The following is a 23,582-nucleotide window of genomic DNA, read 5'->3' as shown; positions in this document are numbered from 1 at the left end:
AGTTCGCAATTTGGGGGGCTTATTTATATATGTATTTTTGTAAGCAACATGGATAACAAAACCATAGCCAGAACCCTAAGGCTTTTAAGCCAGTTAATGGAACTTCATAATGAGAATCCTTTCAAGATTAAATCATTAGCCAGTACCGCTTATACTGTAGATAAACTCCCTTTTTCCCTGGCTAAAAAATCACTGGTTGAGCTAGAACAGGTTAGTGCTATTGGTAAAAGTACAGCGGCCAAAATCTGGGAACTTATTCAGACTAAGACGATTAAAGATCTGGAAGACCTTTATCAAAAAACGCCTCCGGGAGTCATAGAGATAATGGGAATAAAGGGTCTGGGACCCAAAAAAGTGCTAACCATTTGGAAGGACCTCAAAATCGAGGACATTGGTGAACTTTTATATGCCTGCAATGAAAACCGATTATTAGAAGCAAAGGGTTTCGGTTCAAAAACTCAGGAGGAAATAAAAAAAGCCATCGAATTTAAAATGGCGAGTAATGGTCGATACCTGTATGCACAGGTAGAAGAATATGCGGAGTATTTGCTAGAAAGATTTAAAGAACAACTTGACATTGAACAAATTTCATTTATAGGTGACTACCGGAGACGCTGTGAAATAGTTGATGGTCTTGATATCTTAATTGGATCCGAACTTACAGCTGAATTACAAAGCTCTGTTATGACAATTTCCACTCTTGAAATTACATCGGTAAAACAACAGAGTTTGGAAGCTGAAAGTACTTCAGGCATTAAAGTGTACATTAACTTTTGCACGTCAGAGGATTTCCCTTTACAGCTAGCTTTTCAAACGGGAACTGAAACTCATACCGGAGAACTGAAATCACGTTTAAAAAGTATCAGCAAAAAACCGGGCACAGAGGAAGAAGTATATTCTATGGCTGGTGTTTCATATATTGAGCCTGAACTTCGTGAAGGAAGAAATGAATTTGCTTTGGCGGATGCGGGTAAACTACCCAAACTGGTAAATCTGGAAGATCTGAAAGGCTCATTACACAACCATAGTACCTGGAGCGATGGAGTAAACACCCTCGAGCAAATGGCATTATTTTGCAGAGATGAGCTTAAACTTGAATATCTTGGTATCAGCGATCATTCAAAATCCGCTTTTTATGCAAAAGGATTATATGAAGAAAGAGTTTTGGCTCAACACGAAGAAATCAGTCAGTTAAATCAGAAATTAGGTGGGTTTAAAATTTTCAAAGGAATTGAATCTGATATATTATTTGACGGTTCATTAGACTACTCATCAGAAATTTTAGCAACTTTTGATTTTGTGGTAGCTTCTATTCATTCTGTTTTTAAAATGAACGAAGAGAAAGCCACAAACAGATTAATAACTGCGATTGAAAACCCTTATACAACCATTTTGGGTCATCCAAGTGGGAGACTTTTACTAAGCAGAAGCGGATATCCTGTAGATTTTAAAAAAGTGATAGATGCCTGCGCTGCAAATGGAGTCGTGATCGAAATTAATGCCAATCCATTACGTTTAGACATGGATTGGCGTTGGCATCAATATGCTTTGGAGAAAGGTGTAATGTTATCTATAAATCCGGATGCACACAGTAATAAAGGTTTTCACGATACACATTATGGCCTTCTGGCGGCACGAAAAGGCGGAGTCTCTGCCTCAAACTGCCTGAATGCCTTTAGTCTTGAAGAAATAAGCACCTACTTTCAGAATAGAAAACATTGAAGATTTTAATTATAAGATTCAGCTCGATAGGAGATATCGTTTTGACAACTCCGGTAATACGTTGCCTAAAACAACAAGTAAAAGGAATAGAGATACATTATCTCTCAAAGAAAGCATTTCAACAGATATTAAGCAGCAATCCACATATTGATAAGCTTCATTTACTTGATGAACAACTTTCCGTAACCATTGAACAGCTTAAATCAGAACGTTTTGATTATATAATCGACCTGCATAATAACCTTCGGACCAGAATAATAAAATTTCAGCTGGGAGTTAAGTCCCGATCTTTCAATAAACTGAACATTAAGAAATTTTTATTGGTCAATTTCAAAATTAATACACTTCCCGACAAACATATAGTTGATCGGTACCTGGAGACCGTTGCGTTCCTGGGAGTTAAAAACGACGGCAAAGGATTGGAATATTTCTTTAGTCAGGATTATAATTTAGAATTGTTACTTCCGTCTACTCATCAGCATTATCTGGGCCTGGTTATAGGTGCCCAACATGCTACAAAGCGCTTACCACCTGAGAAATTGATAGAAATCTGTAAAGCAGTTAATTTTCCTATTGTGCTTTTAGGTGGAAAAGAAGATGCCGGACGGGCTGATGAAATATGCAAAGCCAGCGGCGAACATGTCCTGAACGGGTGCGGAAAGTACTCGCTTGATGAGTCGGCCTTTTTGGTCAAACAGGCAAAAAAAATCATCTCTCATGATACAGGATTAATGCATATTGCGGCGGCTTTTAATAAGCCTATTGTTTCTGTATGGGGAAACACTGTTCCCGAATTTGGCATGTATCCCTACATGGTTTCTGACCATAAAATAGCTGAGGTAAAAGGACTAAAGTGCCGCCCTTGCTCTAAAATCGGATATAAAAAGTGTCCGCTTGGGCATTTTAAGTGCATGAATGAGCAGGATATAAATTTTATCATCGGTTAATAACCGCTGATAATTTTATTTCGACTCCGTTCTTTCAACTATCATATTAATCTTAACTTCACATTAACTATCTCTACCTTTTGATTAATCATGATAAAAAACCTGATAAACTCCATCTTATTACTATTGATAAGCAGTACTTGCCTTTTTTCTCAAGTTAGGTTTGGTATTAAAGCGGGACCAAACTTTGCAAATATTCAAAGTACAGGAGGAGAAGATGCTGATCTCGGAATCCTACCTTTATATATTACCTCCTTTCATATTGGCGGACTGGCAGAATTTAAAATAAGCCGTATTTTATTCTTTCAACCTGGAATTTCTCTTAGTGGGAAAGGCTATAAAATTGATTATTCTTCTAGTTCAGATGATTATAGTGAATCATTAAAAGGAAATGCTAATCTTCTTTATATGGAAGCACCATTAAATATCATTGCAAAATTTAAAGCAGGATCCGGAAATTTTCTGATAGGTTCGGGGCCCTACATAGGATATGCCTTATCCGGAAAAAGCAAAACAGATATCAAAGTCGATGCTCCGGGAACAGAAGATGATTTTTCAATTAATTCAAAAGAAGACATGGAATTTGGCAAAGAAGAAAACCAAATCAACCCTTTAGATTTTGGTGTAAATTTCATCTCAGGGTATGAATTAAAACGAGGTATTTTTGCAACTTTAGGGTTTGGTCTGGGCTTGAAGAACATGAGCAATTCATCCCTGGAGACGACTAAAAACAAAATAATATCCCTTTCATTTGGATATAAATTCTAGAAAGAATTGACTTCCGGATATCTTAGATTGTAAGCATCATTCCAGTTAGTTTTTTATTCTAAAATAAAATCCGTTCATTTGAAAAGAAGCATTTAAATGCCTTCTTTTTATTACGAAATGAAGCAACTATTATTAATTCGCCACGCCAAATCCGATTGGAGTAATTCAGGTTTATCAGATTTTGAAAGACCACTAAATAAACGAGGCAACAAAGATGCGCCGGTAATGGCTGATAGGTTGCTAAATAAGCATCTCATTCCACAGGCTATTATAAGCAGTCCTGCGCTTCGAGCACTCACAACTGCCAAATATTTCGCTGAAGTTTTCAATATTGATAAAAAAGAGATACAAAAAGAACCGGCCATTTATGAAGCTTCCCCAAATACACTTTTGAGTATTGTTAACGGGCTTGATAATAAGTTTGACTTTATCGCACTATTTGGCCATAATCCAGGTATAACTAATTTTGCCATTAGTTTATGCGATACCAATATTTACGATATGCCAACCTGCGGCGTGATACTTATTGAATTTCCATTCGATGATTGGAAATTGATAAGTAAGAATACTGGTGAAGAAAAATTGTACGATTTCCCTAGAAACGAGGAAGATTAGGCAAGCTTGTACATTTTTCCAGGCAAAGCTATAAGAATGCCCTGCATTTCCAGTCTCAATATGGTTATTGCAAGCTTACTTTGAGGAAGCTGAGTTTCGATCGACAATTCATCTACCCCGGTCTGTCCTTTCTCAAGCAGCACATCTACTATTTTCGTTTCATCAGATGATAAATTCAGCCGCAGGCTTAATTGTTTCTGATCCTCAATTGGTTGAGTAGTAGTAACCCAGCCAAGGATATATTCTAAATCTTTTGCACTGGTAATCAGATTTGCGCGGTTGGTCTTAATCAGGTAATTGCAACCAGCCGAAAACTCCTGCTTAATATTCCCAGGAAATGAGAACACATCTCTGTTATATGAGTTGGCTAACTCAGCGGTTATCAATGCACCACCGGTCAAACTGGCTTCAACAATTATTGTGGCATCAGCCATTCCTGCTACAATTCGATTTCTCATAGGGAAATTTTCTCTTGCTGGCTTTGTTTGAGAAGGAAATTCTGTAAGTAATCCACCATTACCAATCATTTTCTCAGCCAAAGAGCGGTGCGCCGAAGGATAAATCCGATCAAGGCCATGCCCAACAACCCCAACTGTGGGTATGTTCTGTTTCAAGCAGGCCTTATGTGCCATAGCATCTATACCATAAGCTAACCCACTTACCACTAAAACATTATGCTTTTTAAGCTCCTCAACTATTGAGTCTGTAAGCTCCTTTCCATAAGAAGTAGCATTCCTCGTTCCTACAATACTAACAACCCGAGTGCAATTTAATTCTGCATTTCCCTTGTAATACAAAAGCACCGGTGCATCAAAACAGTTTTTTAAACGCTTTGGGTAGTCATCAGAATTATAAAAGAATGTTTTAATCTTATATTTTTCAACAAATTCAAGTTCCTTCTCCGCTCTTTCAAAAAAATCATGTTGCAAGATACTTTGCGCGGTCTTCTCCCCTATTCCGGGAATTGAAATAAGCTGTGATTTTTTGGCTTTAAATACATCCTCTGCGGACCCGAAATGCTTTAATAAAAGCCGGGAATTTACAGACCCCACACCCGGGATCAGGGTTAGTGCTATTTGATGCAATAGAGACATAGGCAAATTAATGATCTATTTTACAAAATTTACAACAAACTACAAACCTAGTTTGGGCCAAGAATAAACGCATGAAAGATAAAAGTAAAATTCATATTAAAGAACTTGCCAGGCAGAAGAGCAGGTAATTCAGATTCGATGGAAGTTAAATGAATCGATACTTAGGGTATAGCCGAAGTTATGACGTATCCAAAGCCCGCTTATAATTTCGTTAACGACATCAAATTGTTGCACCTGAGCAGGATATCAAAATAGTTGACTCCCCTAGGGAGATTACGTAAAGCTTTATATTCTGGCAAAATCCTTATTGCGCCGGAAAATACACCACATATTTCGTCTCAAAATATTCTTCCTCAAAATATTTTGAAAGCGGGTAAAGGTCTATATCTTTAAGTTTTGAGTCTTTAAGCTCTTGCTCTAAATCACCTCCCTTAAGATACAATACACCATTGGGCAATTTGTTCAATGGTTTTTTTTCAAATTTCCCTCTTACCCATGGATAAAAATCTTTTAGCTGTGTTACCGCTCTGGAGATAATAAAATTAAAATGATTATCAATCTGTTCTGCCCTGGCATGGGTTGAAACCAGGTTTTTTAAACCTATAGATTTCGAAACTTCATGTACAACTTTTATTTTTTTTCCGATAGAATCTACCAGATGAAAATGAGTATCAGGAAATAATATTGCTAATGGAATACCAGGAAATCCTCCTCCAGTGCCGACATCCAGCACTTTCTCTCCAGGCAAAAACTCTATTACTTTAGCAATACTTAAAGAATGGAGAATATGATGCAAATATAAGCTGTCAATATCTTTACGGGAAATTACATTGATCTGAGCATTCCAAAACCGATACAATTCTTCAAGCTTGTTGAATTGATCCTGTTGTTCTGTGCTTAAATTGGGGAAGTATTTAAAAATAATATCAGAAGTCACTGCCTGGGTTTTTCTTTCTTCTGCTAAGAACATTGTGTAGTAAATCTCGCGCTCTAAACAATTGCGCCTTAACAGTTCCCAAAGGTAAGTCTAATTGCTGAGCTATTTCTTCATAAGAAAGCTCTTCAAAATATCTTAATACTATGAGCGTTTTATATCGCTGCGGCAGCTTATCAACGATAATTTTCAATTGTTCCTGCTGCTGCTTTTTAATTGAAGTTTCTTCTGGATTGAGCGTATCTGATTTAATTTGCAAAGGTCGTTCATCCCCTTCATCGTCTACCATTGAATTGATAGAAACCATTTTCAAGCGTTTTTTCCGTATAAAGTCTATACAGTTATTAGTTGCTATCCGAAATAGCCAGGTACTGAATGCGAAGTCGGGTTTATATTTATCAATATTTTCGAATGCTTTCCCAAAGGTCTCAACAGTTAGATCCATAGAATCATCCTTATTGTTAACCATTTTCAAAGCCATAAAATAAATAGAGTCCTTATAACGCTGCATCAGTTCCGCATATGCCTTCTGATCGCCATCTTTGGCTCGCATTACCAGGTTAAAATCGTTTACTGCGTTTGCTGAAAAATTCGGATTTACTTCCATTTAACTTTTTTCCTGAATAAAGAAACTATGCTCAGCACTAGTATATAAAAATTAAAAATTAAATCCAAAACAGGAACCCACCAAATTAAATCTTTACCGTCCAATTTTTTCATAATTGGGTAATATACAAGAAGTTGAACTACCAACCTAATTAGATAAAAAGATAGGAGAATCCACCATTGCGCATCAAAGAAAAACAAAGCGATCAGAGTTACATAAAACAACAATGCCGAACCGGTTTGCAAAGAAAGCATCCTTTTATGCTCAGGTCTATACGCTTTTCCGGCTCCCATGTGCCGTACTTTCTGAGTAAAATAAGTTAGAAAAGTAGCTTTTGGATCAGACCACACATGTGTATCAGGATGAATTTCTATGGCTACATTGTGAGGATTGGCATTTTGATTCACAAACAGATCATCGTCTCCTGAAGGAATATGCATATGCGAAGCAAAGCCTTTTCCTTTGAAAAAAAGTGATTTTGTATAGGCCATATTTCTCCCCACTCCCATATATGGTTTCCCTGAAAGTGCGAATGAAAAATAATTTATGGCTGTAATGAATGTTTCGAACCTGATTAATTTATTTAGAAAGCTGATATCCTTTTTATATGGAGAAAACCCTAAAACTATCTCAGTTTTGTCCTGAAAATTCTGTTGCATTCTTGAAATCCAGGTGGAAGAAGATGGCTCACAATCAGCATCTGTAAAAAGGAGATACTCTTTACTGGCGGCTTTAATGCCTAAGGTAACTGCAAATTTCTTTCCGTGCTTAAACCGCTCATGCTCATTTATTGTTACCACCCTAAGATGGGGATATAAAGATGATAAACCGCGCAAAACCATATGAGAATCATCGCCCGAGCAGTCATTGACTACAATTACCTCAAAATCGGGATAATCCTGTTCTAAAATTAATTGCAGATTCCTGGAAAGGTTCTGCTCCTCATTTCGGGCACATATTATCACAGAAACAGGATGTTTTATAAGATCCTCTTTATCATCTGCAATTTTAAACTTGCTTAACCGCGAATTTATAATTGTAATGTAATAGAGTTGAACCCAAAAAGCTAATTGCAGTAATATGAAAACTGCTATGTACAGATTATCTACCAATATAGTGACCTTAAAACACGAATTGGCAAAGTTCTAAATTTTCAGGTAATTATTCCGGATTTATTCTTGTAAAAAAAACAAAGCAAAGCTTAAAAATCTACATTTAAGTCTTCTGAAAAATCTTTTAAAAAGTCCCTGATGCCAGACGTATTTTAATCAGTCAAGCCTGTTTTATTTTAGTATTTTTGCGACTTTATAATGAGATTTAAATTAGAAGCATCAGATAAATTTTCTAAGGCCCGGGCCGGGGAAATTACAACAGATCACGGAACTATAAAAACTCCCATTTTTATGCCGGTGGGTACTGCCGGTACTGTGAAGGCGGTCCACCAACGTGAACTTGAGGAAGACATTAAAGCACAGATTATCCTGGGCAACACGTATCATTTATATCTTAGGCCAGGATTAAATACCATTGAAAAAGCCGGCGGACTACATAAATTTAATGGATGGAATAAGCCCATTCTGACCGATAGCGGTGGTTACCAGGTCTATTCATTAAGTGAAGTAAGGAAGATTAAAGAACAGGGTGTAACCTTCCGATCGCACATTGACGGGTCAAAGCACTTGTTTACAGCCGAAAATGTAATGGATATTCAGCGTGTAATCGGTGCCGACATAATTATGGCTTTTGATGAATGTACACCATACCCATGTGAGTATAACTATGCCCGGAAGTCTATTGAAATGACCCATAGATGGCTTAAACGCTGTTGCGACAGGTTCGATAGTACGGAACCAAAATATGGCTATTCCCAAACATTGTTTCCTATAGTTCAGGGCTCGGTTTACAAAGATCTGAGACAAAAATCGGCAGAAGTGATTGCCTCCTTCAACCGTGAAGGAAATGCAATAGGCGGCTTATCGGTTGGTGAACCTGCTGAAGAAATGTATGCGATGACAGAGGTGGTTTGCGATATTTTACCCTACGAAAAGCCCAGGTACTTGATGGGTGTAGGCACACCTGTTAATATCCTCGAAAACATTGCCTTGGGCATAGATATGTTTGACTGTGTTATGCCGACCCGAAATGCCCGGAACGGAATGCTATTTACTAAAAATGGCATTATCAATATCCGTAATGAGAAATGGAAAGATGACTTTAGTGCCATTGAAGAAGACAGTGATTTGTTTGCAGATCTGAACTATTCAAAAGCTTATTTAAGGCATTTAATTACATCAAAAGAAATTCTGGGCGCCCAGATTGCTACATTACATAATCTCCATTTTTATATTTGGCTGGTTGGAGAAGCTCGCGAAAAGATAATTTCGGGAGAATTCTATGACTGGAAAAATAAAATGACAAATCAACTTTCTCAGCGTTTATAAGGCATGCTAAAGATTAAAATCCTCGATTGGTACATTATCAAAAAATACCTTGGAACCTTTGTATTCACCATGGCAATTTTTTCTGTAATAATTGTGGTTTTTGATATTTCTGAACGTCTGGATGACTTTATTAAGCATGAAGCACCTGTTTCAAAAATCATATTTGAATACTATGCAGGCTTTCTCCCCTTCTACCTTAACTTTCTGTCACCCCTGATCAATTTCATTGCTGTAATATTTTTTACGGCAAAAATGGCTGATCAAACAGAGATTGTGCCCATTTTAAGCGGTGGTGTAAGCTTTAACCGTTTTTTATGGCCATATTTTATTTCATCCTCGGTTATTTTCGTCATAACGCTGATATTCAACCTTTTTATAATTCCCGAAACGAACCAGTTGCTGGTAGAATTTGAAAACGTTTATATCAATCCGAAAACCGATAACACGAAAATGTACACACATTTGCAACTAAATAAGGATAGCTATGTGTTTATAGAAAACTTTGATAATACTCAAAAAACAGGCTACAAGTTCTCACTCGAAAGGTTTAACGGAGATGAATTAGTAGAAAAAACTATGGCCGACCGGATTTTGTGGGATTCCGTAAAATTCAAATGGAAGCTTGAGAATTATTCTACCAGAAAAATTAACGGTTTAAAGGAGGTCATGAGCTCCGGAGCAATAAAAGATACAACACTTGACATGCGACCGGTTGATTTTGAAATCTACGATAACCTTACAAAAGCCATGAATATGAGAGAGCTGAACACCCGTATTGAAAAAGAAAAAATACGTGGCGCCGGCATTATGAACGAGCTGCTTTTAGAAAAATACCGACGTTTTGTTTATCCGTTTTCTGCTTTCGTTCTCACTTTAATGGGAGTTGCCTTATCGTCCAGAAAAGTTCGGGGGGGAATAGGACTGCCGTTAGGGGCGGGTATTTTACTTAGTTTTGTCTATATTTTATTCATACAATTTGCAAATATGTTCTCTCTGAAAGGGGGCTTGCCACCTATAATTGCGGTTGTAATTCCCAACATACTTTTTGGATTTCTTGGCTTTTATCTGTTAATAAAAGCGCCTAAATAACACTCAATAATATGTCAAATTCTGCCTCTGCACTCAAGCGGAATCTCACTGTTTTGCACCTCACAGTTTTTGTCTGGGGCTTCACAGGGATACTCGGTGCACTCATTTCAATCAACGCCACACAGCTGGTTTGGTACCGGGTTTTAATTGCGGTAATTACGCTTTATCTGTATTTCAAAACCACCAAAACAAACTTAAAAATAAGCTGGAATACCTTCCTTAAACTATTCTTTACAGGGGCGATTGTAGGGGCTCACTGGATACTTTTTTTCCAGTCGATCAAGTCTTCCACAGTATCTGTTACCCTGGTCTGCCTTTCCTCTCTAACGCTGTTTACCGCCATTTTAGAACCTATTTTAAACAAGCAAAAAATATCCAGGCTGGAGATCTTTACCGGATTAGCGATTATAAGCGGCATATACTTAATATTTGAGTTCGAGAGTAGATTTACCCTCGGAATAATTTTGGGTTTAACCAGCGCTCTCTGTGCAAGTATTTTTTCTATCATAAACTCAAAACAGATTAAAAACAGGGATGCTTCCATAATAAGTTTCTATGAATTGATTGGTGCCTGGGTTTGGATTTCGCTTTTTTTGGGTGTCACAAATGGCTTTAACAGCAGCATGAAACTTAACACTTCTGACCTTATCCATCTCTTAATTTTAGGAACGATCTGCACTTCGGTAGCCTATGTTGCAGGGGTATCAGTCATGAAATATTTATCCGCTTTCAGGGTTGCTTTGATCACCAATCTTGAGCCTGTATACGGGATTATTTTAGCCTTTCTTTTCTTCGGAAAAAGAGAGCAAATGACTGCTGGATTTTATGCCGGGGCGGCCATAATTCTAACTTCGATATTTTTTTATCCGTTCATAAAAAATCGTCTTTCGAAGAGGCAGCTAATTAAGAAACCCCCTCTTGTTTAGGCCTCTTCTTCAGTATAAAAATACACTAAGGTCTATTTTTATACTGAAAAAATCATTTCATTTTTTTTCAATAACAACAGATCAACCACCCCTTGTTTATCCAGGCCAGCAGCTTTGTTAAGTATAAAAACCAAGCGTTCCTGATTATTTAAAACCACGACCGAGTTTAAGTCTGGCGCGTGAAATATCATTTATAAATCCAGCCGAATTTCCATACTCTAAAGCTAACCACCCACGGCAAGCTGAAACTGGCGATGCAGCCAACTCCAGGAGTCAGGAGAACATCTCAGATCCGGCAGCAATAAAGAAACTCCAGTTAAACCAGCCCCGAACTTTGAGCAGATTTTAAAGAATGCAAATAACCATTTTTCTTTCATCTTCACTAAAACAAGAACAGGGGAGAGAGTAGTTTTTACTCTTCTGGAAACTGGGAGATCTAAAGGATCTATCTATTTTAATCCTATATTTAGCGAGGAAGTTTTTTCATTCAACATATTTTTAAGTTAAAGCATGAAAAGAGTATTTCACCTAAAAAACGTCTTAAATTTCAGCTTTAAAACCGAAAAATATCGAAATAAAATATTTTATAAATATTTATATACCAGCAAAATACATACACAGTAAAAAGTAAAACTTCAAATAAGAAGGGGTAAAAAAAATAATAAAAACTAATATAATTAGCAAATGACTTTTTTAAGCAAAAAATCACTATATACAATCTTAATTTTCAATTTATTAGTGTGTCTAATATTAACTATAAGTTCCAGGCCGGCAAACTCGCAGATTTTTCCGGGAGAACAGAACCCGCCATCGCTAAAATGGAACCAAATCAATACCCCAAACTTCCAGATAATTTATCCTTCAGACTTTGAAGAGGAAGGCCAAAGAATGGCAAATACTCTGGAAGGTATTATTTCCAGCGTAAGCAAATCATTAGGAAAACAACCAAGAAAAATCTCTGTCATCCTCCAAAATCAAAATACATTTTCAAATGGATTTGTGCAGCTCGCCCCCCGGAGGTCCGAGTTGATAGCCACGCCTTCGCAGTCCTTTGATTTTCAAAACTGGCTCAACACAGTTTCCATTCATGAACTTCGGCATGTTGTTCAATTTGATAAGCTGACAGGTAAATTCAACAAGCCCCCTCTCGAGAATCTGGCCCTGGCAATGTTTGGCATTACTCTCCCATCCTGGTTCTTTGAGGGGGATGCTGTAACCACAGAAACAGCACTAACATCTGCAGGCCGAGGCCGTATACCAGAATGGTATCTAGCCTTACGAACAAATACACTAAGTGATAAAAATTACAGCTATTCTAAAAATTACTTTGGCTCAGTAAAAGACTTTGCTGCGGGATATTATCAACTCGGTTTTTTCATGAACACCAAGCTTAGAAGAGATTTTGGAAATGGCATAAACGACAGCTTGTTCAGCCGGATTTCAGGCAACCCATTTCGCCCGTACAACTTCAGTAACTCGGTAAAAAAATTCACCGGATTAAGCACCAGAAAACTTCACGATTCTACCTTACTTGAACTCAAAAACCTATGGTCAAAGCAGCTTGAAAAAGTTGAGGTCGGGAACTATATTTCAATAAATAAACGTGAAAATAAAATACCCGAAAACATGCTCCTGCCTGCGGGCACATCAAAGGGTAGTATTTTATTTCTCAAAGAAAGCAAAGCTTCAACACCCGCAATTTATGAGATGCTTGAAAATGGAAAAATCTCAAAGATTCTCGACATCGGCTCTCAGGAAATTCCCTGGTTCAGCTATGCTTCAGAAAAAATAGTTTGGGATGAATTCAGGTTCGATACAAGGTATCATCAGCGTTCGTTTAACGTTATAAATCTTTATGATATTAAACAAAATTCTAAACGTCAGCTAACTCATAAAACCAAACTATTTGCACCTGCCCTTTCTCCCGACGGAAGTACCATCATCGCTGTAGAAATTTCGACATCTCATAAAATTTCACTCGTAGAACTGAGTGCTCAAACGGGCAAACAAATCCGGCGATTTCCAGCTCCTGAAAACCACATGTTACAGATGCCTGCCTTTAACAAAAACGGAAATAAAATAATTGTAATCGCTGTAGCGACAAATGGTAAAACCATTTATGAATTAAACAGGTCGACCGGGCAATTCACTCAACTGATGCCATTGCAGATGCAGGAAATTCTTCACCCTGTTTATGCGAATGATCAGGTAATTTTCAAAGCCCATTTTAATGGCATCGATAACATCTACAGACTTAATCCGAAAACCAAAGAAATCTATCAGTTAACATCAGCAAGATTCGGTGCGCATAATCCCTTTTTCGATCAGCACACAGACAAACTATTGTTCAACAATTACACCCCTCTGGGTTACGACATTTCTTCAATCCCATTCAAAGGCTCGGAAGGAACTTCCCTTAGTTCTATAAAAAAACTGATAATTAATTACGCCGATCCTCTTATCCCAGACGAAGGCAATAAAAACGTATTTGAAACCATACCCACGAAAACTTATCCTGCCAGACGCTACAGAGAATTAAGTAACCTGTTTTATTTCCACAGCATTGTACCGATAGTGGAAAACAATACTTTCTTTGACGATAATAATCTTGGACTACGTTTACAGTCTGATAATAAGCTCAACACGCTGAGCTTTTATAGCGGCTATCAGTACAACAATGCTTTACGAAAAAGCGAATATGAAGCCGGCGCCTCCTACAGCAGATATTTTCCGGTTCTGAATGTCTCTTACCTTAATCGGCCAAGATTAATAAACAGAAGGGTCAGCGTGTCCGGAAAAACTGTTCTTATTCCTGTGTCATGGAGAGAAAATGAATACAAAGCTGACCTTTCTGTCCCCCTTCTCGCCAACCAGTTTAACAACAATTATAATCTTAATTTCAAAGCAGGCACAAGCTATACAAGCCGCTATTCGATCGAAAACAACTTTTCAGGATTAATTCATAAACTGGAATTCCCGATGCATTATGAATTTTCTGTTTCAAGATCCAATAGGCGGAGCCCGCGGGATTTAGCGCCTAGATGGGGACAAAATATTTCCCTCAGGTACCGACATTTCCCTTTTATGGAACGATTGAATGGCGAGATTTTCACATTCAGGAGCTCATTGTATTTTCCTGGTCTTTTACAAAACCATTCTTTCCAGGCTTCATACAACTTCCAGAATTCCAGCGGCGAATATAGAAATACCGTGGATATCCCTCGGGTTAGCGGGTACAGTTTCATGAGACCGGCAGAGAACACCCGGAATACGCTACTCTTAGACTACCGTATGCCATTGTTTTACCCCGACTGGGAGCTTGGCCCGCTTTCATATATTAAACGCTTTAAAGCGGGATTTTTTGCAGACTTTGAAAACATTGATTCTAAGAAGCAATTCTCACCCCGTTCTTATGGTGCAGAACTTCGTGCAGACATGAACCTCTTACGCTTTCCTTTGCCGAATTTTGATCTTGGAGGAAAAATTATTTTCCTGAACGAAAAACCAAGACAAAATCCGATATTCGAAACGATAGCAATTTATAATTTTTAAAATACATGAGCGGAAAAACCATATTCATCGTCATTGCATCTGTTTTAGTAACGATTGTTTTAATGAACAATACAGAGGAGATTGATTTCTGGCTGTTCGGAGCAACAAAAATTCCGAAGCTGGTAATACTGGGAACAATGCTTGGCTTAGGTTTCGTTATCGGAGTAATAGCTGCCAGGCCTAAAAAGAAAGAACAGGCTCACAAGGAGCCTGAATTCGAGGTTACTTTGCCGGAAGAAAATCGCTCCCCGCTGAGCGATGAGGACCGGGACTATATCAATTAAACATCATAAAAAACCTGATTCTCTTTCTCCATCTCAGTCAACTTAATTTCATTTTGAAATACTCCGTAGACAGAAGCGCCACTTCCGCTCATTGAAGCATACAAAGCGCCGGCGTCATATAAGGCCGCTTTTACCCCTCTGATAGATGCATGATTTTTAAAAATGGATTCTTCAAAGTCATTTTTAATCTTCGACTTCCATTCGCTTACAGGAAGTTTGACCAACTCTTTTAAAGACTCGTCTGGCTGATGAAGCTTTACTCCCCGATATGCCTCTCCTGTAGATACATGCACAGGTGGCATTACCAGAACAAGATAATATTGCGACAAATCAATCTCCGCATTCTGGAACTCATCTCCTTTACCAAAAGCGAATAACGGTTTGTTTTGAATAAAAAAAGCACAATCCGCACCGAGCTTTCGGGCATAGTCCTCCATTTCAGCAAGCTCCAGACCCAAATTAAATTTATCATTGACTAAACGGATGAAGAATGCAGCATCTGCAGAACCACCACCCAATCCAGCTCCTATTGGAATTCTTTTGTGCAAATGAATTTTTAACGGAGGGATATCGAAATCCATTTTCAACAGGCTGTAGGCTTTGAGACAAAGATTTTCGTTAGCATAGCCGGGTATTTCAATTCCCGAAGTTTCAAAGCTTAACTCATCAGATTCAATAATCTCCAAAGCATCGTTTATCTTTACAGGATAAAAAACTGTTTCAAGATTATGATAGCCATCTGTTCTTCTCGAAATAACAGACAGGCCAATATTTATTTTAGCATTTGGGAAAACAAGCATGTTTACAAACAATCAATATTTTGTTCACAATTGTAGGACGGTAAAAATACATTTATTTCTTTTGTAGAAGATGAGACAATATCTTGAGTTGATGCAGCACGTGCTGAACACAGGCACACAAAAACATGATCGTACGGGAACCGGAACAATCAGCGTATTCGGATACCAGATGCGCTTTAACCTGGAAGAAGGCTTTCCTTTAGTAACCACTAAAAAACTTCACCTACGCTCCATTCTTCACGAATTAATATGGTTTTTGAAAGGCGACACCAATATTAGTTACCTGAAAGAAAATGGTGTGAGTATTTGGGATGAGTGGGCTGATGAAAACGGAGACCTTGGGCCGGTGTATGGGTATCAGTGGCGTTCGTGGCCTACTGCCGACGGAAGGCATATAGACCAGATTACCAATGTTATCAATCAAATAAAAAACACTCCGGATTCAAGGCGCTTGATTGTGTCTGCCTGGAATGTTGCCGAAATAGAAAACATGGCACTTCCGCCCTGTCATAGCTTTTTCCAATTTTATGTAGCTGATGGAAAATTAAGTTGTCAGCTGTATCAACGCAGTGCCGATATCTTCTTAGGAGTTCCGTTTAACATAGCCTCATATGCTTTGCTCACGCTTATGGTTGCCCAGGTATGCGGATTAAAGCCTGGCGAATTCATCCATACTCTGGGTGATGCACATCTTTATAACAATCATATTGAGCAAACCAAGCTTCAGCTAAGCCGCGATCCGAGACCTTTACCCCAGGTTAAGTTAAATCCTGAAATAAAAAACATATTTGAATTCAAGTTCGAGGACTTCAGCCTTGAAAATTACGATCCCCATCCACACATAAAAGCGCCAGTGGCAGTATGATAATTTCGGCAGTAGTAGTGGTTGATCAAAACCACGGCATAGGTAAAAACAACCAGCTCCTTGTTTATTTTCCGGCAGATCTGAAAAGATTTAAAAGCATCACGAACGGCCACAGCATTATAATGGGTCGCAAAACTTTTGACAGCATGGGTAAGGCTCTTCCTAACCGGAGAAACATTGTTGTTACGCGGCAGTCGGATTTAAACCTTCCAGGAGCTGAAATCACAAATTCACTCGATGAAGCACTGGCCTTATGTGAAGGTGAAAAAGAAGTTTTTGTAATTGGTGGTGCAGAAATATTTAAACAAGCACTTCATAAACTTGACAGAATCTATCTTACTAAAATTCACAAAAGCTTTGACGCAGATACTTTCTTTCCTGAAATTTCAACCGCTGAATGGGACGAAGCAGAAAAACAAGATTTTGACGCTGATGAAAAAACCGATTTTTCGTATTCCTTCATAACCTACAAAAAGAGGTAAATTTCAAGCTTAATAATTTATCCATTAAAGAATTTCATAAATTAAAAATTTACTTAGATTTGCCGTCTTATCTGAAAAGGGCTCAAATTAAAACAACAATACAATATAAATCAAAATGCAAGGTAAAGGACTGATTAAATTCGTCGCTATAGCGCTAACGATTGGGTGTTTATACTCCCTATCATTTACGTGGGTGGCAAGCAACGTGAAACAAGATGCCAGGGAATATGCCAAAGGCGACCCTCTCAAAGAGAAAGCCTACCTCGATTCTATTGGTACACAGCCAGTATATAATCTGGGTTTTACTCAATTCAACTATAATTATGTAAAAGAACGTGAAATTCCTCTTGGGTTAGACCTTAAAGGTGGAATGAACGTAACCATGGAAATTTCACTTACCGAACTGGTAAGTAACCTTGCTAACAAAAATCCTGATCAAAGTTTTAATACTGCCTTAAGAAATGCTGAATTGCGCTCTAAAAAAAGCACAACAGATTTCATAAGCTTATTTGATGAAGAATTTGATAAGCTTAATCCTAACGGAAAACTGGCTACTTTTTTTGCGACCAGAGAAAATGCTGCAACCATAAAACAGAATTCAAGCAACGCAGATGTTATTAAATTTCTTCGTAAAGAATCTGAAAGCGCAATCGACAGGTCGTTCAACGTTCTTCGTACACGTATTGATAAATTTGGCGTAACCTCTCCAAATATTCAGAAACAAGAAGGAACCAACCGAATCTTAATCGAGTTGCCCGGCGTTTCCGACCAGCAGCGTGTTCGTAAGCTTTTACAAGGTTCTGCCCAATTAGAGTTTTGGGAAACTTATGATAACATGGAAATTTTTCCATTGTTAGAGAACATTAACAAAACTTTAGCTGCCACACAACAAACAACAACAGATACAACCAAAGCTACTGTTGCCGCTCCGGCTGCAAAAAGTGGCGGTAAGCTTGCAAACCTGGGTGCTAAAAAAGACTCTGCCGGTAAAGACACCGCAGCTTTAGCTTTAAATCAGGCTCAACAAGCTAAGATGAATCCTTTATTTGCGGTATTAGCCCCTGCAACTTATCAGGGAGAGAACGGACAAACAGCACTCAGACCAGGATCTGTTGTTGGCTACTCCGCACAAAAAGATACTGTTAAAGTTAATTCATATTTGAATTCTCCTGCTGTAAAATCAATGATCCCTGCAAATACAAGATTCTACTGGGGTGTAAAACCTATCAGTGAGGAGAATGATGTATTTGAGCTTCACGCTTTAAAGGCCTCTGGATTTGACGGCTCTGCTGCACTTGCAGGTGATGTTATAACAGATGCCCGTGATGATGTAGGACAAGATGGAAGTCCGGAAGTGATCATGATCATGAATTCTGAAGGCGCCAGTCAATGGAAAAGAATCACTGCAGCTGCAGCCTCTGATGCCAGCAGAAAACGCAGTATCGCTATTGTTTTAGATAACTATGTTTATTCTGCCCCTACTGTTCAAAACGAAATCCCGAACGGAATTTCTTCCATTACAGGAAACTTTACAGCTAACGATACCAAAGATCTTGCAAATGTGTTAAAAGCCGGCCGTTTACCTGCTCCTGCAAAAATCGTAAGTGAGTACGTAGTCGGACCGTCATTAGGTGCTGAATCTATACAGAAAGGCCTGATTTCATCTTTAGTTGGAGTTGCAGTTATATTACTGTTTATGGCTCTGTACTATAATACTGCCGGCTGGGTTGCTAACGTTGCCCTGGTTGTCAACTTGTTTTTCCTTATGGGCGTTTTAGCTTCTTTAGGAGCTGTATTAACACTACCGGGTATTGCGGGTATAGTTCTTTCGCTTGGTATGTCTGTAGATGCGAACGTTCTTATTTATGAGCGTGTCCGGGAGGAGTTATCGTCAGGAAAAGGTTTGCGTATAGCTATAGCTGAAGGATTCAGCAAAGCAATGTCTTCCATTCTCGACTCAAACATTACGACATTTTTAACAGGTCTTGTTTTATATGTATTTGGAAGTGGACCGATAGTAGGTTTTGCTACTACTTTAATGATTGGTATTGTTACATCTTTATTCGCAGCTATCTTTATAACAAGGTTATTGTTTGAATGGATGTTAAGCAAAGATCAAAAGATCAGCTTTTCGATCAAAGCAACCCAGAATTTATTTAAAGATTCAACATTCGACTTTATAAAAGGCCGTAAGAAATTCTATCTCTTTTCAAGTATAATCATCGTAGCAGGATTAATTTCCATGTTTACCCGAGGATTTAGCCTCGGTGTTGATTTTAAAGGCGGACGCACATACTTTATAGCATTTGACAAAGCTGTTAACACGAATGAAATACGTGATGTCTTAGCGACAGAATTTGGCGCAGCTCCTGAGGTCAAAACTATCGGTTTAAATGATAATGAAGTGAAAATTACCACTTCATACAAAATTGACGACACTTCAGAAAATATTGAAAATGAAGTTTCTCAAAAACTTAATAACGGCTTAAGCAAGATAAGTCCGAAATATGAAATTAAGGATGCACAAAAAGTAGGACCTACGATAGCTCATGACATTAAAATATCAGCGATCTATTCTGTAATCTTTGCTATCCTGATAATTTTCGTATATATTCTGATAAGATTCCGCAGATGGCAATTTGGTGTATCAGCTATTGTTGCGCTTCTGCATGACGTATTAGTTTTACTTTCTATATTCTCCTTATTAAATGGATTTGTTCCATTCTCTCTGGATATAGACCAGGCATTTATTGCTGCCGTTTTAACCGTTATGGGATATTCCATAAATGACACGGTGGTTGTTTTTGACCGCGTAAGGGAATACATTAATGAGCGTAACACCAAAAATGAAGACCTTCCGACGGTTATAAATAATGCCCTTAACAGTACATTAAGCCGTACAGTTATCACGGGTGTATGTACAATTGCGGTTTTAGGTGTCATCTTCATATTTGGAGGTGAGATTTTAAGAGGATTCTCTTTTGCAATGTTAATCGGAGTAATCTTCGGAACTTACTCTTCATTATTCGTTGCAACTCCGTTTGTGGTGGAAATGATCAAGAATAAAGAGGTTGCAAAACCTGCTCCTTTAAAAGCTGAGTTAAAATAATTGAAATAATCGATCTGTTAAAAACACCTATCCATTCCGGATGGGTGTTTTTTTATTTATAATTTGCCCTAAATACATTTAAACAAATCTTTTCTTCCCAGAAAGGGTTATATATCGAATTGAAAAAATATGATATCAACTAATTCATCAGTTAACTTTCCTAAAGTAATTATTGTTGGTGGCGGCTTTGGCGGAATTCAACTGGCCAAAAAATTGAATAATAAAGAAGTACAGGTTTTAATGCTCGACAGACACAATTATCACACGTTTCAACCTTTATTATATCAGGTTGCTACGGGAGGCTTAGAACCCGATTCAATTGCATTTCCTCTTCGCAAGATCTTTAAGGGACAAAATAATTTTCAATTTAGAAATACAGAAGTATTATCCATTGCTCCCGAAAGAAATACGATTACTACAACTATAGGGGACTATGAATACGATTACCTGGTTTTAGCTACCGGATCAAATACAAATTTCTTTGGGTCAAAAGAACTGGAGCATTATACTATGCCCATGAAAACCATTCCCGAGGCATTAAACCTCAGAAGCATGCTTTTACAAAACCTTGAAGAGGCTTTAATCGAAACCGACCCCTCAAAAAAAGCCGCTCTTTTAAACTTTGTTGTAGTCGGTGGTGGGCCAACAGGAGTCGAGCTTTCAGGTGCATTGTCAGAGCTTAAGCGGCACGTATTGAAAAAAGATTATCCCGAATTAAATATTGCCGACGTTAATATTTACCTGATCGAAGGTTCAAATGTAGTATTAGGCCCTATGTCTCCTCAAGCGCAGCGTAGTGCAAAAGAATTTCTTATAGAAATGGGGGTTAATGTAATTACAGGAGTAACGGTACTTTCTTACGATGGAGATGTAATTTCACTGTCGAACGACGTAAAAATCGGATGTAAAAGTGTTCTTTGGTCTGCGGGGGTAAAAGGAGATTTTCCAGAAGGAATACCCCAGGAAAACATCGTCAGAGGAGGCAGAATAAAAGTAGACCAATTTAACCGGCTTGAAAACCATAAAAATATTTTCGCTATCGGAGATGTGGCGGCAATTGTAACAGAGGAAACGCCCTTCGGACATCCCGGGGTTGCGCCGGTTGCAGTTCAGCAAGGAAAATTACTATCTAAAAACTTAATCAGAATAATAAATAATGAAGAGCCCGAACCATTTAAATATTTCGATAAAGGCTCGATGGCTACTGTGGGAAGAAATTCAGCAGTGGTGGATATCCGGAAAATAAGATTTCAGGGTATCTTTGCATGGTTTGTATGGATGTTTGTACACTTAATGAGTTTGGTGGGATTCAGGAACAAACTGGTTGTTTTTGTAAACTGGATGTGGAGTTATTTTAGCCACGACAGAGGTACCCGACTCATTATACGTCCGTTTAACCGGCAGTCTATGCGCGAAGACACTTCTAAGAAATAGACTTATAAACAATGGAAAGCTCCGGAAAGATAAAATTGGTTGAATGCCCTCGGGACGCGATGCAGGGACTAAACTATTTTATTGCCACAGAAGACAAGATTAACTATCTTGATCTGCTTCTTCGGGTGGGGTTCGATACACTTGATTTCGGAAGCTTTGTATCTCATAAGGCAGTGCCTCAAATGGCTGACACAACCCGGGTACTGGAGGGTTTAGATTTATCAAACTCTTCCACAAGGTTACTGGCTATTGTTGCTAATCTGAAAGGTGCTGAGGAAGCTGTAAAACATCCGTCTATTACTTTTTTAGGTTACCCGTTCTCAATATCAGAAACATTCCAAAAAAGAAACACAAACACTGATATCAGCAAGTCTTTATCCACAGTTGAAGAATTGATGAACATCTGCTCAAAATCCGGTAAAAAGGCAGTAATATATCTTTCAATGGCATTCGGTAATCCTTACGGAGATGAATGGAATATGGAATTAATACATTATTGGACTTCCATGCTTATTAGTAAAGGTGTTTCGATCATTTCACTTTCTGATACGATAGGAGCCGCGACACCAGAACTCATTGCAGAGGTATACAAAAGTTCAATTCATAATTTCCCGGATATAGAGTTCGGAGTTCATCTGCACAGTACGCCCGATGGCTGGGAAGAGAAAATTAATGCCGCCTATCAGAATGGATGTAAGCGTTTTGATTCTGCTATTAAGGGTTTTGGGGGCTGTCCCATGGCTTCGGATATCCTTACAGGAAATATAGCGACAGAAAACCTTATCAGCTTTTTTAATAATCACCAGGAAAATTTAAGATTGGATATGAACGCTTTTGAAAAAGTGGTCAACTTTTCTACGCGGATTTTTCATTAAGGTGAAGCACCATTTTATAATGTCGGATACCTGCTTCATCAAATTCATCTCCTTCTCTTTCAAATCCGAATTGTTCATATAAAGAACAAGCCTGCACCTGCCCATGCAAATAAACATAGGCGGCTTGGGGAGGAAGATCTTCGAGGACGGCTTTAACAAGGGCCTTCCCCACTCCCATTCCTCTGAATTCTTTCAGAACCGCAAAACGTTGTAATTTAAATCCATTTTGTGTCTCTCTCCAACGGGCGGTACCCGCTGGAATTCCATTTACTTCAGCCAGAAAATGAACAGACTCTTCCTCATTCTCCCACTCTAATTCCGGTGGGCAACCCTGTTCTTCAATAAACACCTTCCTTCGAATGGTGTAAACGATGTCCAGATCATTTACTTGATTTACTTTCCTTATTTTTATCATTAGCTGGCTTTAATTTAGCACCCGCCAGGCTCCTCAGCTTCTCCATGTGAGACTTTAGGGCCGTTTCACTTGTATGAGTCGTTTTTAACTGTTCAGCATTTTTGGCAAGCTCTGCAATTTTAAAATAAAAGTTGTGCAGCCTGTCCAGTTCCTCTTCCGACAAATCTTCGATATCCACCATTCTGTTACTTGCCTTTGGAATTGATGCAAGCAACTCATTTAGCTTCAAATGAACCGCTTTTGAATCCTTATTCTGAGTTTTTTGAATCAGAAAAACCATTAGGAATGTTATGATAGTTGTGCCGGTATTAATTACCAGTTGCCAGGTTTCTGAATACCCAAATATTGGACCCAAAACACCCCAAATAACTACAATTATTCCTGCACTTAAAAAAGCTGTAGAGCTCCCCGTAAAATGGGTAGCGGCATTGGCAAAGCGTTCAAAAAGATTCTGTTTGTTTGTTTCCTTCATGATCTTTTAAGTAAAAAAAGAAGACTATTTATTTCTTCGAATTTATATATACAAAAAACGCCAGGTTTATAACCCGGCGTTTGAAAGAATGTTTTTTTAATAATTAAAGCTTCTCATTCACATTAATGCAATTCAAATCCTCGAAAGCCTT

21 protein-coding genes are annotated in these 23,582 nt (G+C 38.2%); 14 read left to right on the top strand and 7 right to left on the bottom strand.

Annotated features, from left to right (window positions below; genetic code table 11):
* Positions 1 to 48: 48 nt before the first annotated feature.
* From WG906_RS17685 to WG906_RS17670, 4 genes are all read left to right on the top strand, one after another.
* Positions 49 to 1,722 carry a helix-hairpin-helix domain-containing protein gene (locus WG906_RS17685; protein WP_339994190.1) on the top strand — a complete coding sequence of 558 codons (1,674 nt, stop codon included), beginning with the start codon at positions 49 to 51 and terminating at the stop codon, positions 1,720 to 1,722.
* Entirely contained in the window at positions 1,719 to 2,669 is a 951-nt protein-coding gene (locus WG906_RS17680) for a glycosyltransferase family 9 protein (protein ID WP_339994189.1), read from the top strand. Before WG906_RS17685 ends, WG906_RS17680 begins: the two co-directional genes overlap by 4 nt.
* A gap of 90 nt (positions 2,670 to 2,759) precedes the next feature.
* Complete coding sequence (locus WG906_RS17675; protein WP_339994188.1) at positions 2,760 to 3,437, top strand: porin family protein; 678 nt, start codon at positions 2,760 to 2,762, stop codon at positions 3,435 to 3,437.
* Between the two features lie 117 nt (positions 3,438 to 3,554).
* Complete coding sequence (locus tag WG906_RS17670; RefSeq protein ID WP_339994187.1) at positions 3,555 to 4,052, top strand: SixA phosphatase family protein; 498 nt, start codon at positions 3,555 to 3,557, stop codon at positions 4,050 to 4,052.
* On the opposite strand, the gene dprA is transcribed toward WG906_RS17670, so the two are convergent.
* The 4 genes from dprA to WG906_RS17650 all read right to left on the bottom strand — a co-directional run bounded on the left by dprA (position 4,049) and on the right by WG906_RS17650 (position 7,799).
* On the bottom strand, positions 4,049 to 5,146 hold the full coding sequence (dprA, locus tag WG906_RS17665) for a DNA-processing protein DprA (RefSeq protein WP_339994186.1): 1,098 nt from the start codon (positions 5,144 to 5,146) through the stop codon (positions 4,049 to 4,051). The two genes, WG906_RS17670 and dprA, sit on opposite strands and share 4 nt — an antisense overlap.
* 304 nt (positions 5,147 to 5,450) lie before the next feature.
* Complete coding sequence (rsmG, locus tag WG906_RS17660; RefSeq protein ID WP_339994185.1) at positions 5,451 to 6,116, bottom strand: 16S rRNA (guanine(527)-N(7))-methyltransferase RsmG; 666 nt, start codon at positions 6,114 to 6,116, stop codon at positions 5,451 to 5,453.
* Entirely contained in the window at positions 6,073 to 6,687 is a 615-nt protein-coding gene (locus WG906_RS17655) for an RNA polymerase sigma factor (RefSeq protein ID WP_339994184.1), read from the bottom strand. The genes rsmG and WG906_RS17655 overlap by 44 nt, the downstream gene beginning before the upstream one ends.
* Entirely contained in the window at positions 6,678 to 7,799 is a 1,122-nt protein-coding gene (locus tag WG906_RS17650) for a glycosyltransferase (RefSeq protein WP_339994183.1), read from the bottom strand. The genes WG906_RS17655 and WG906_RS17650 overlap by 10 nt, the downstream gene beginning before the upstream one ends.
* Positions 7,800 to 7,997: 198 nt before the next feature.
* Between WG906_RS17650 and tgt the strand changes: the two genes are divergently transcribed.
* The 5 genes from tgt to WG906_RS17625 all read left to right on the top strand — a co-directional run bounded on the left by tgt (position 7,998) and on the right by WG906_RS17625 (position 14,979).
* Complete coding sequence (gene tgt / locus WG906_RS17645) at positions 7,998 to 9,128, top strand: tRNA guanosine(34) transglycosylase Tgt (protein ID WP_339994181.1); 1,131 nt, start codon at positions 7,998 to 8,000, stop codon at positions 9,126 to 9,128.
* A 3-nt stretch (positions 9,129 to 9,131) separates the two neighbouring features.
* A complete protein-coding gene (locus WG906_RS17640) occupies positions 9,132 to 10,217 on the top strand; it encodes an LptF/LptG family permease (RefSeq protein ID WP_339994180.1) in 1,086 nt (361 codons plus the stop codon).
* Positions 10,218 to 10,228: 11 nt separating this feature from the next.
* On the top strand, positions 10,229 to 11,143 hold the full coding sequence (locus WG906_RS17635; protein ID WP_339994178.1) for a DMT family transporter: 915 nt from the start codon (positions 10,229 to 10,231) through the stop codon (positions 11,141 to 11,143).
* Between the two features lie 738 nt (positions 11,144 to 11,881).
* Positions 11,882 to 14,695, top strand: coding sequence for a TolB family protein (locus WG906_RS17630; RefSeq protein ID WP_339994177.1), 2,814 nt, complete (start codon positions 11,882 to 11,884; stop codon positions 14,693 to 14,695).
* A gap of 5 nt (positions 14,696 to 14,700) precedes the next feature.
* Complete coding sequence (locus WG906_RS17625; protein ID WP_339994175.1) at positions 14,701 to 14,979, top strand: hypothetical protein; 279 nt, start codon at positions 14,701 to 14,703, stop codon at positions 14,977 to 14,979.
* On the opposite strand, the gene ispE is transcribed toward WG906_RS17625, so the two are convergent.
* On the bottom strand, positions 14,976 to 15,779 hold the full coding sequence (ispE, locus tag WG906_RS17620) for a 4-(cytidine 5'-diphospho)-2-C-methyl-D-erythritol kinase (RefSeq protein WP_339994174.1): 804 nt from the start codon (positions 15,777 to 15,779) through the stop codon (positions 14,976 to 14,978). The two genes, WG906_RS17625 and ispE, sit on opposite strands and share 4 nt — an antisense overlap.
* 70 nt (positions 15,780 to 15,849) lie before the next feature.
* On the opposite strand from ispE, the gene WG906_RS17615 reads away from it, so the two are divergent.
* From WG906_RS17615 to WG906_RS17595, 5 genes are all read left to right on the top strand, one after another.
* Positions 15,850 to 16,644: a thymidylate synthase gene (locus WG906_RS17615; RefSeq protein ID WP_339994173.1), complete on the top strand. Its 795-nt coding sequence runs from the start codon at positions 15,850 to 15,852 to the stop codon at positions 16,642 to 16,644.
* Positions 16,641 to 17,126 carry a dihydrofolate reductase gene (locus WG906_RS17610; protein WP_339994172.1) on the top strand — a complete coding sequence of 162 codons (486 nt, stop codon included), beginning with the start codon at positions 16,641 to 16,643 and terminating at the stop codon, positions 17,124 to 17,126. Before WG906_RS17615 ends, WG906_RS17610 begins: the two co-directional genes overlap by 4 nt.
* Positions 17,127 to 17,241: 115 nt before the next feature.
* On the top strand, positions 17,242 to 20,235 hold the full coding sequence (gene secDF / locus WG906_RS17605) for a protein translocase subunit SecDF (protein WP_339994171.1): 2,994 nt from the start codon (positions 17,242 to 17,244) through the stop codon (positions 20,233 to 20,235).
* A gap of 129 nt (positions 20,236 to 20,364) precedes the next feature.
* Entirely contained in the window at positions 20,365 to 21,669 is a 1,305-nt protein-coding gene (locus WG906_RS17600) for an NAD(P)/FAD-dependent oxidoreductase (protein ID WP_339994170.1), read from the top strand.
* A gap of 11 nt (positions 21,670 to 21,680) precedes the next feature.
* Positions 21,681 to 22,544, top strand: a complete 864-nt coding sequence (locus WG906_RS17595) for a beta/alpha barrel domain-containing protein (RefSeq protein ID WP_339994169.1) — start codon at positions 21,681 to 21,683, stop codon at positions 22,542 to 22,544.
* Here the strand turns inward: WG906_RS17595 and WG906_RS17590 are convergent.
* On the bottom strand, positions 22,525 to 22,959 hold the full coding sequence (locus tag WG906_RS17590; RefSeq protein ID WP_339994168.1) for a GNAT family N-acetyltransferase: 435 nt from the start codon (positions 22,957 to 22,959) through the stop codon (positions 22,525 to 22,527). The genes WG906_RS17595 and WG906_RS17590 overlap by 20 nt on opposite strands.
* Complete coding sequence (locus tag WG906_RS17585; protein WP_339994166.1) at positions 22,925 to 23,431, bottom strand: low affinity iron permease family protein; 507 nt, start codon at positions 23,429 to 23,431, stop codon at positions 22,925 to 22,927. The genes WG906_RS17590 and WG906_RS17585 overlap by 35 nt, the downstream gene beginning before the upstream one ends.
* Positions 23,432 to 23,582: the final 151 nt, after the last annotated feature.

Origin of the sequence: Pedobacter superstes, assembly GCF_037622515.1 — a bacterium.
Lineage (GTDB): Bacteria > Bacteroidota > Bacteroidia > Sphingobacteriales > Sphingobacteriaceae > Paradesertivirga > Paradesertivirga superstes.
The sequence above is the reverse complement of the archived record's forward strand: the minus strand, read 5'-3'. Positions and strand labels throughout refer to the sequence as shown.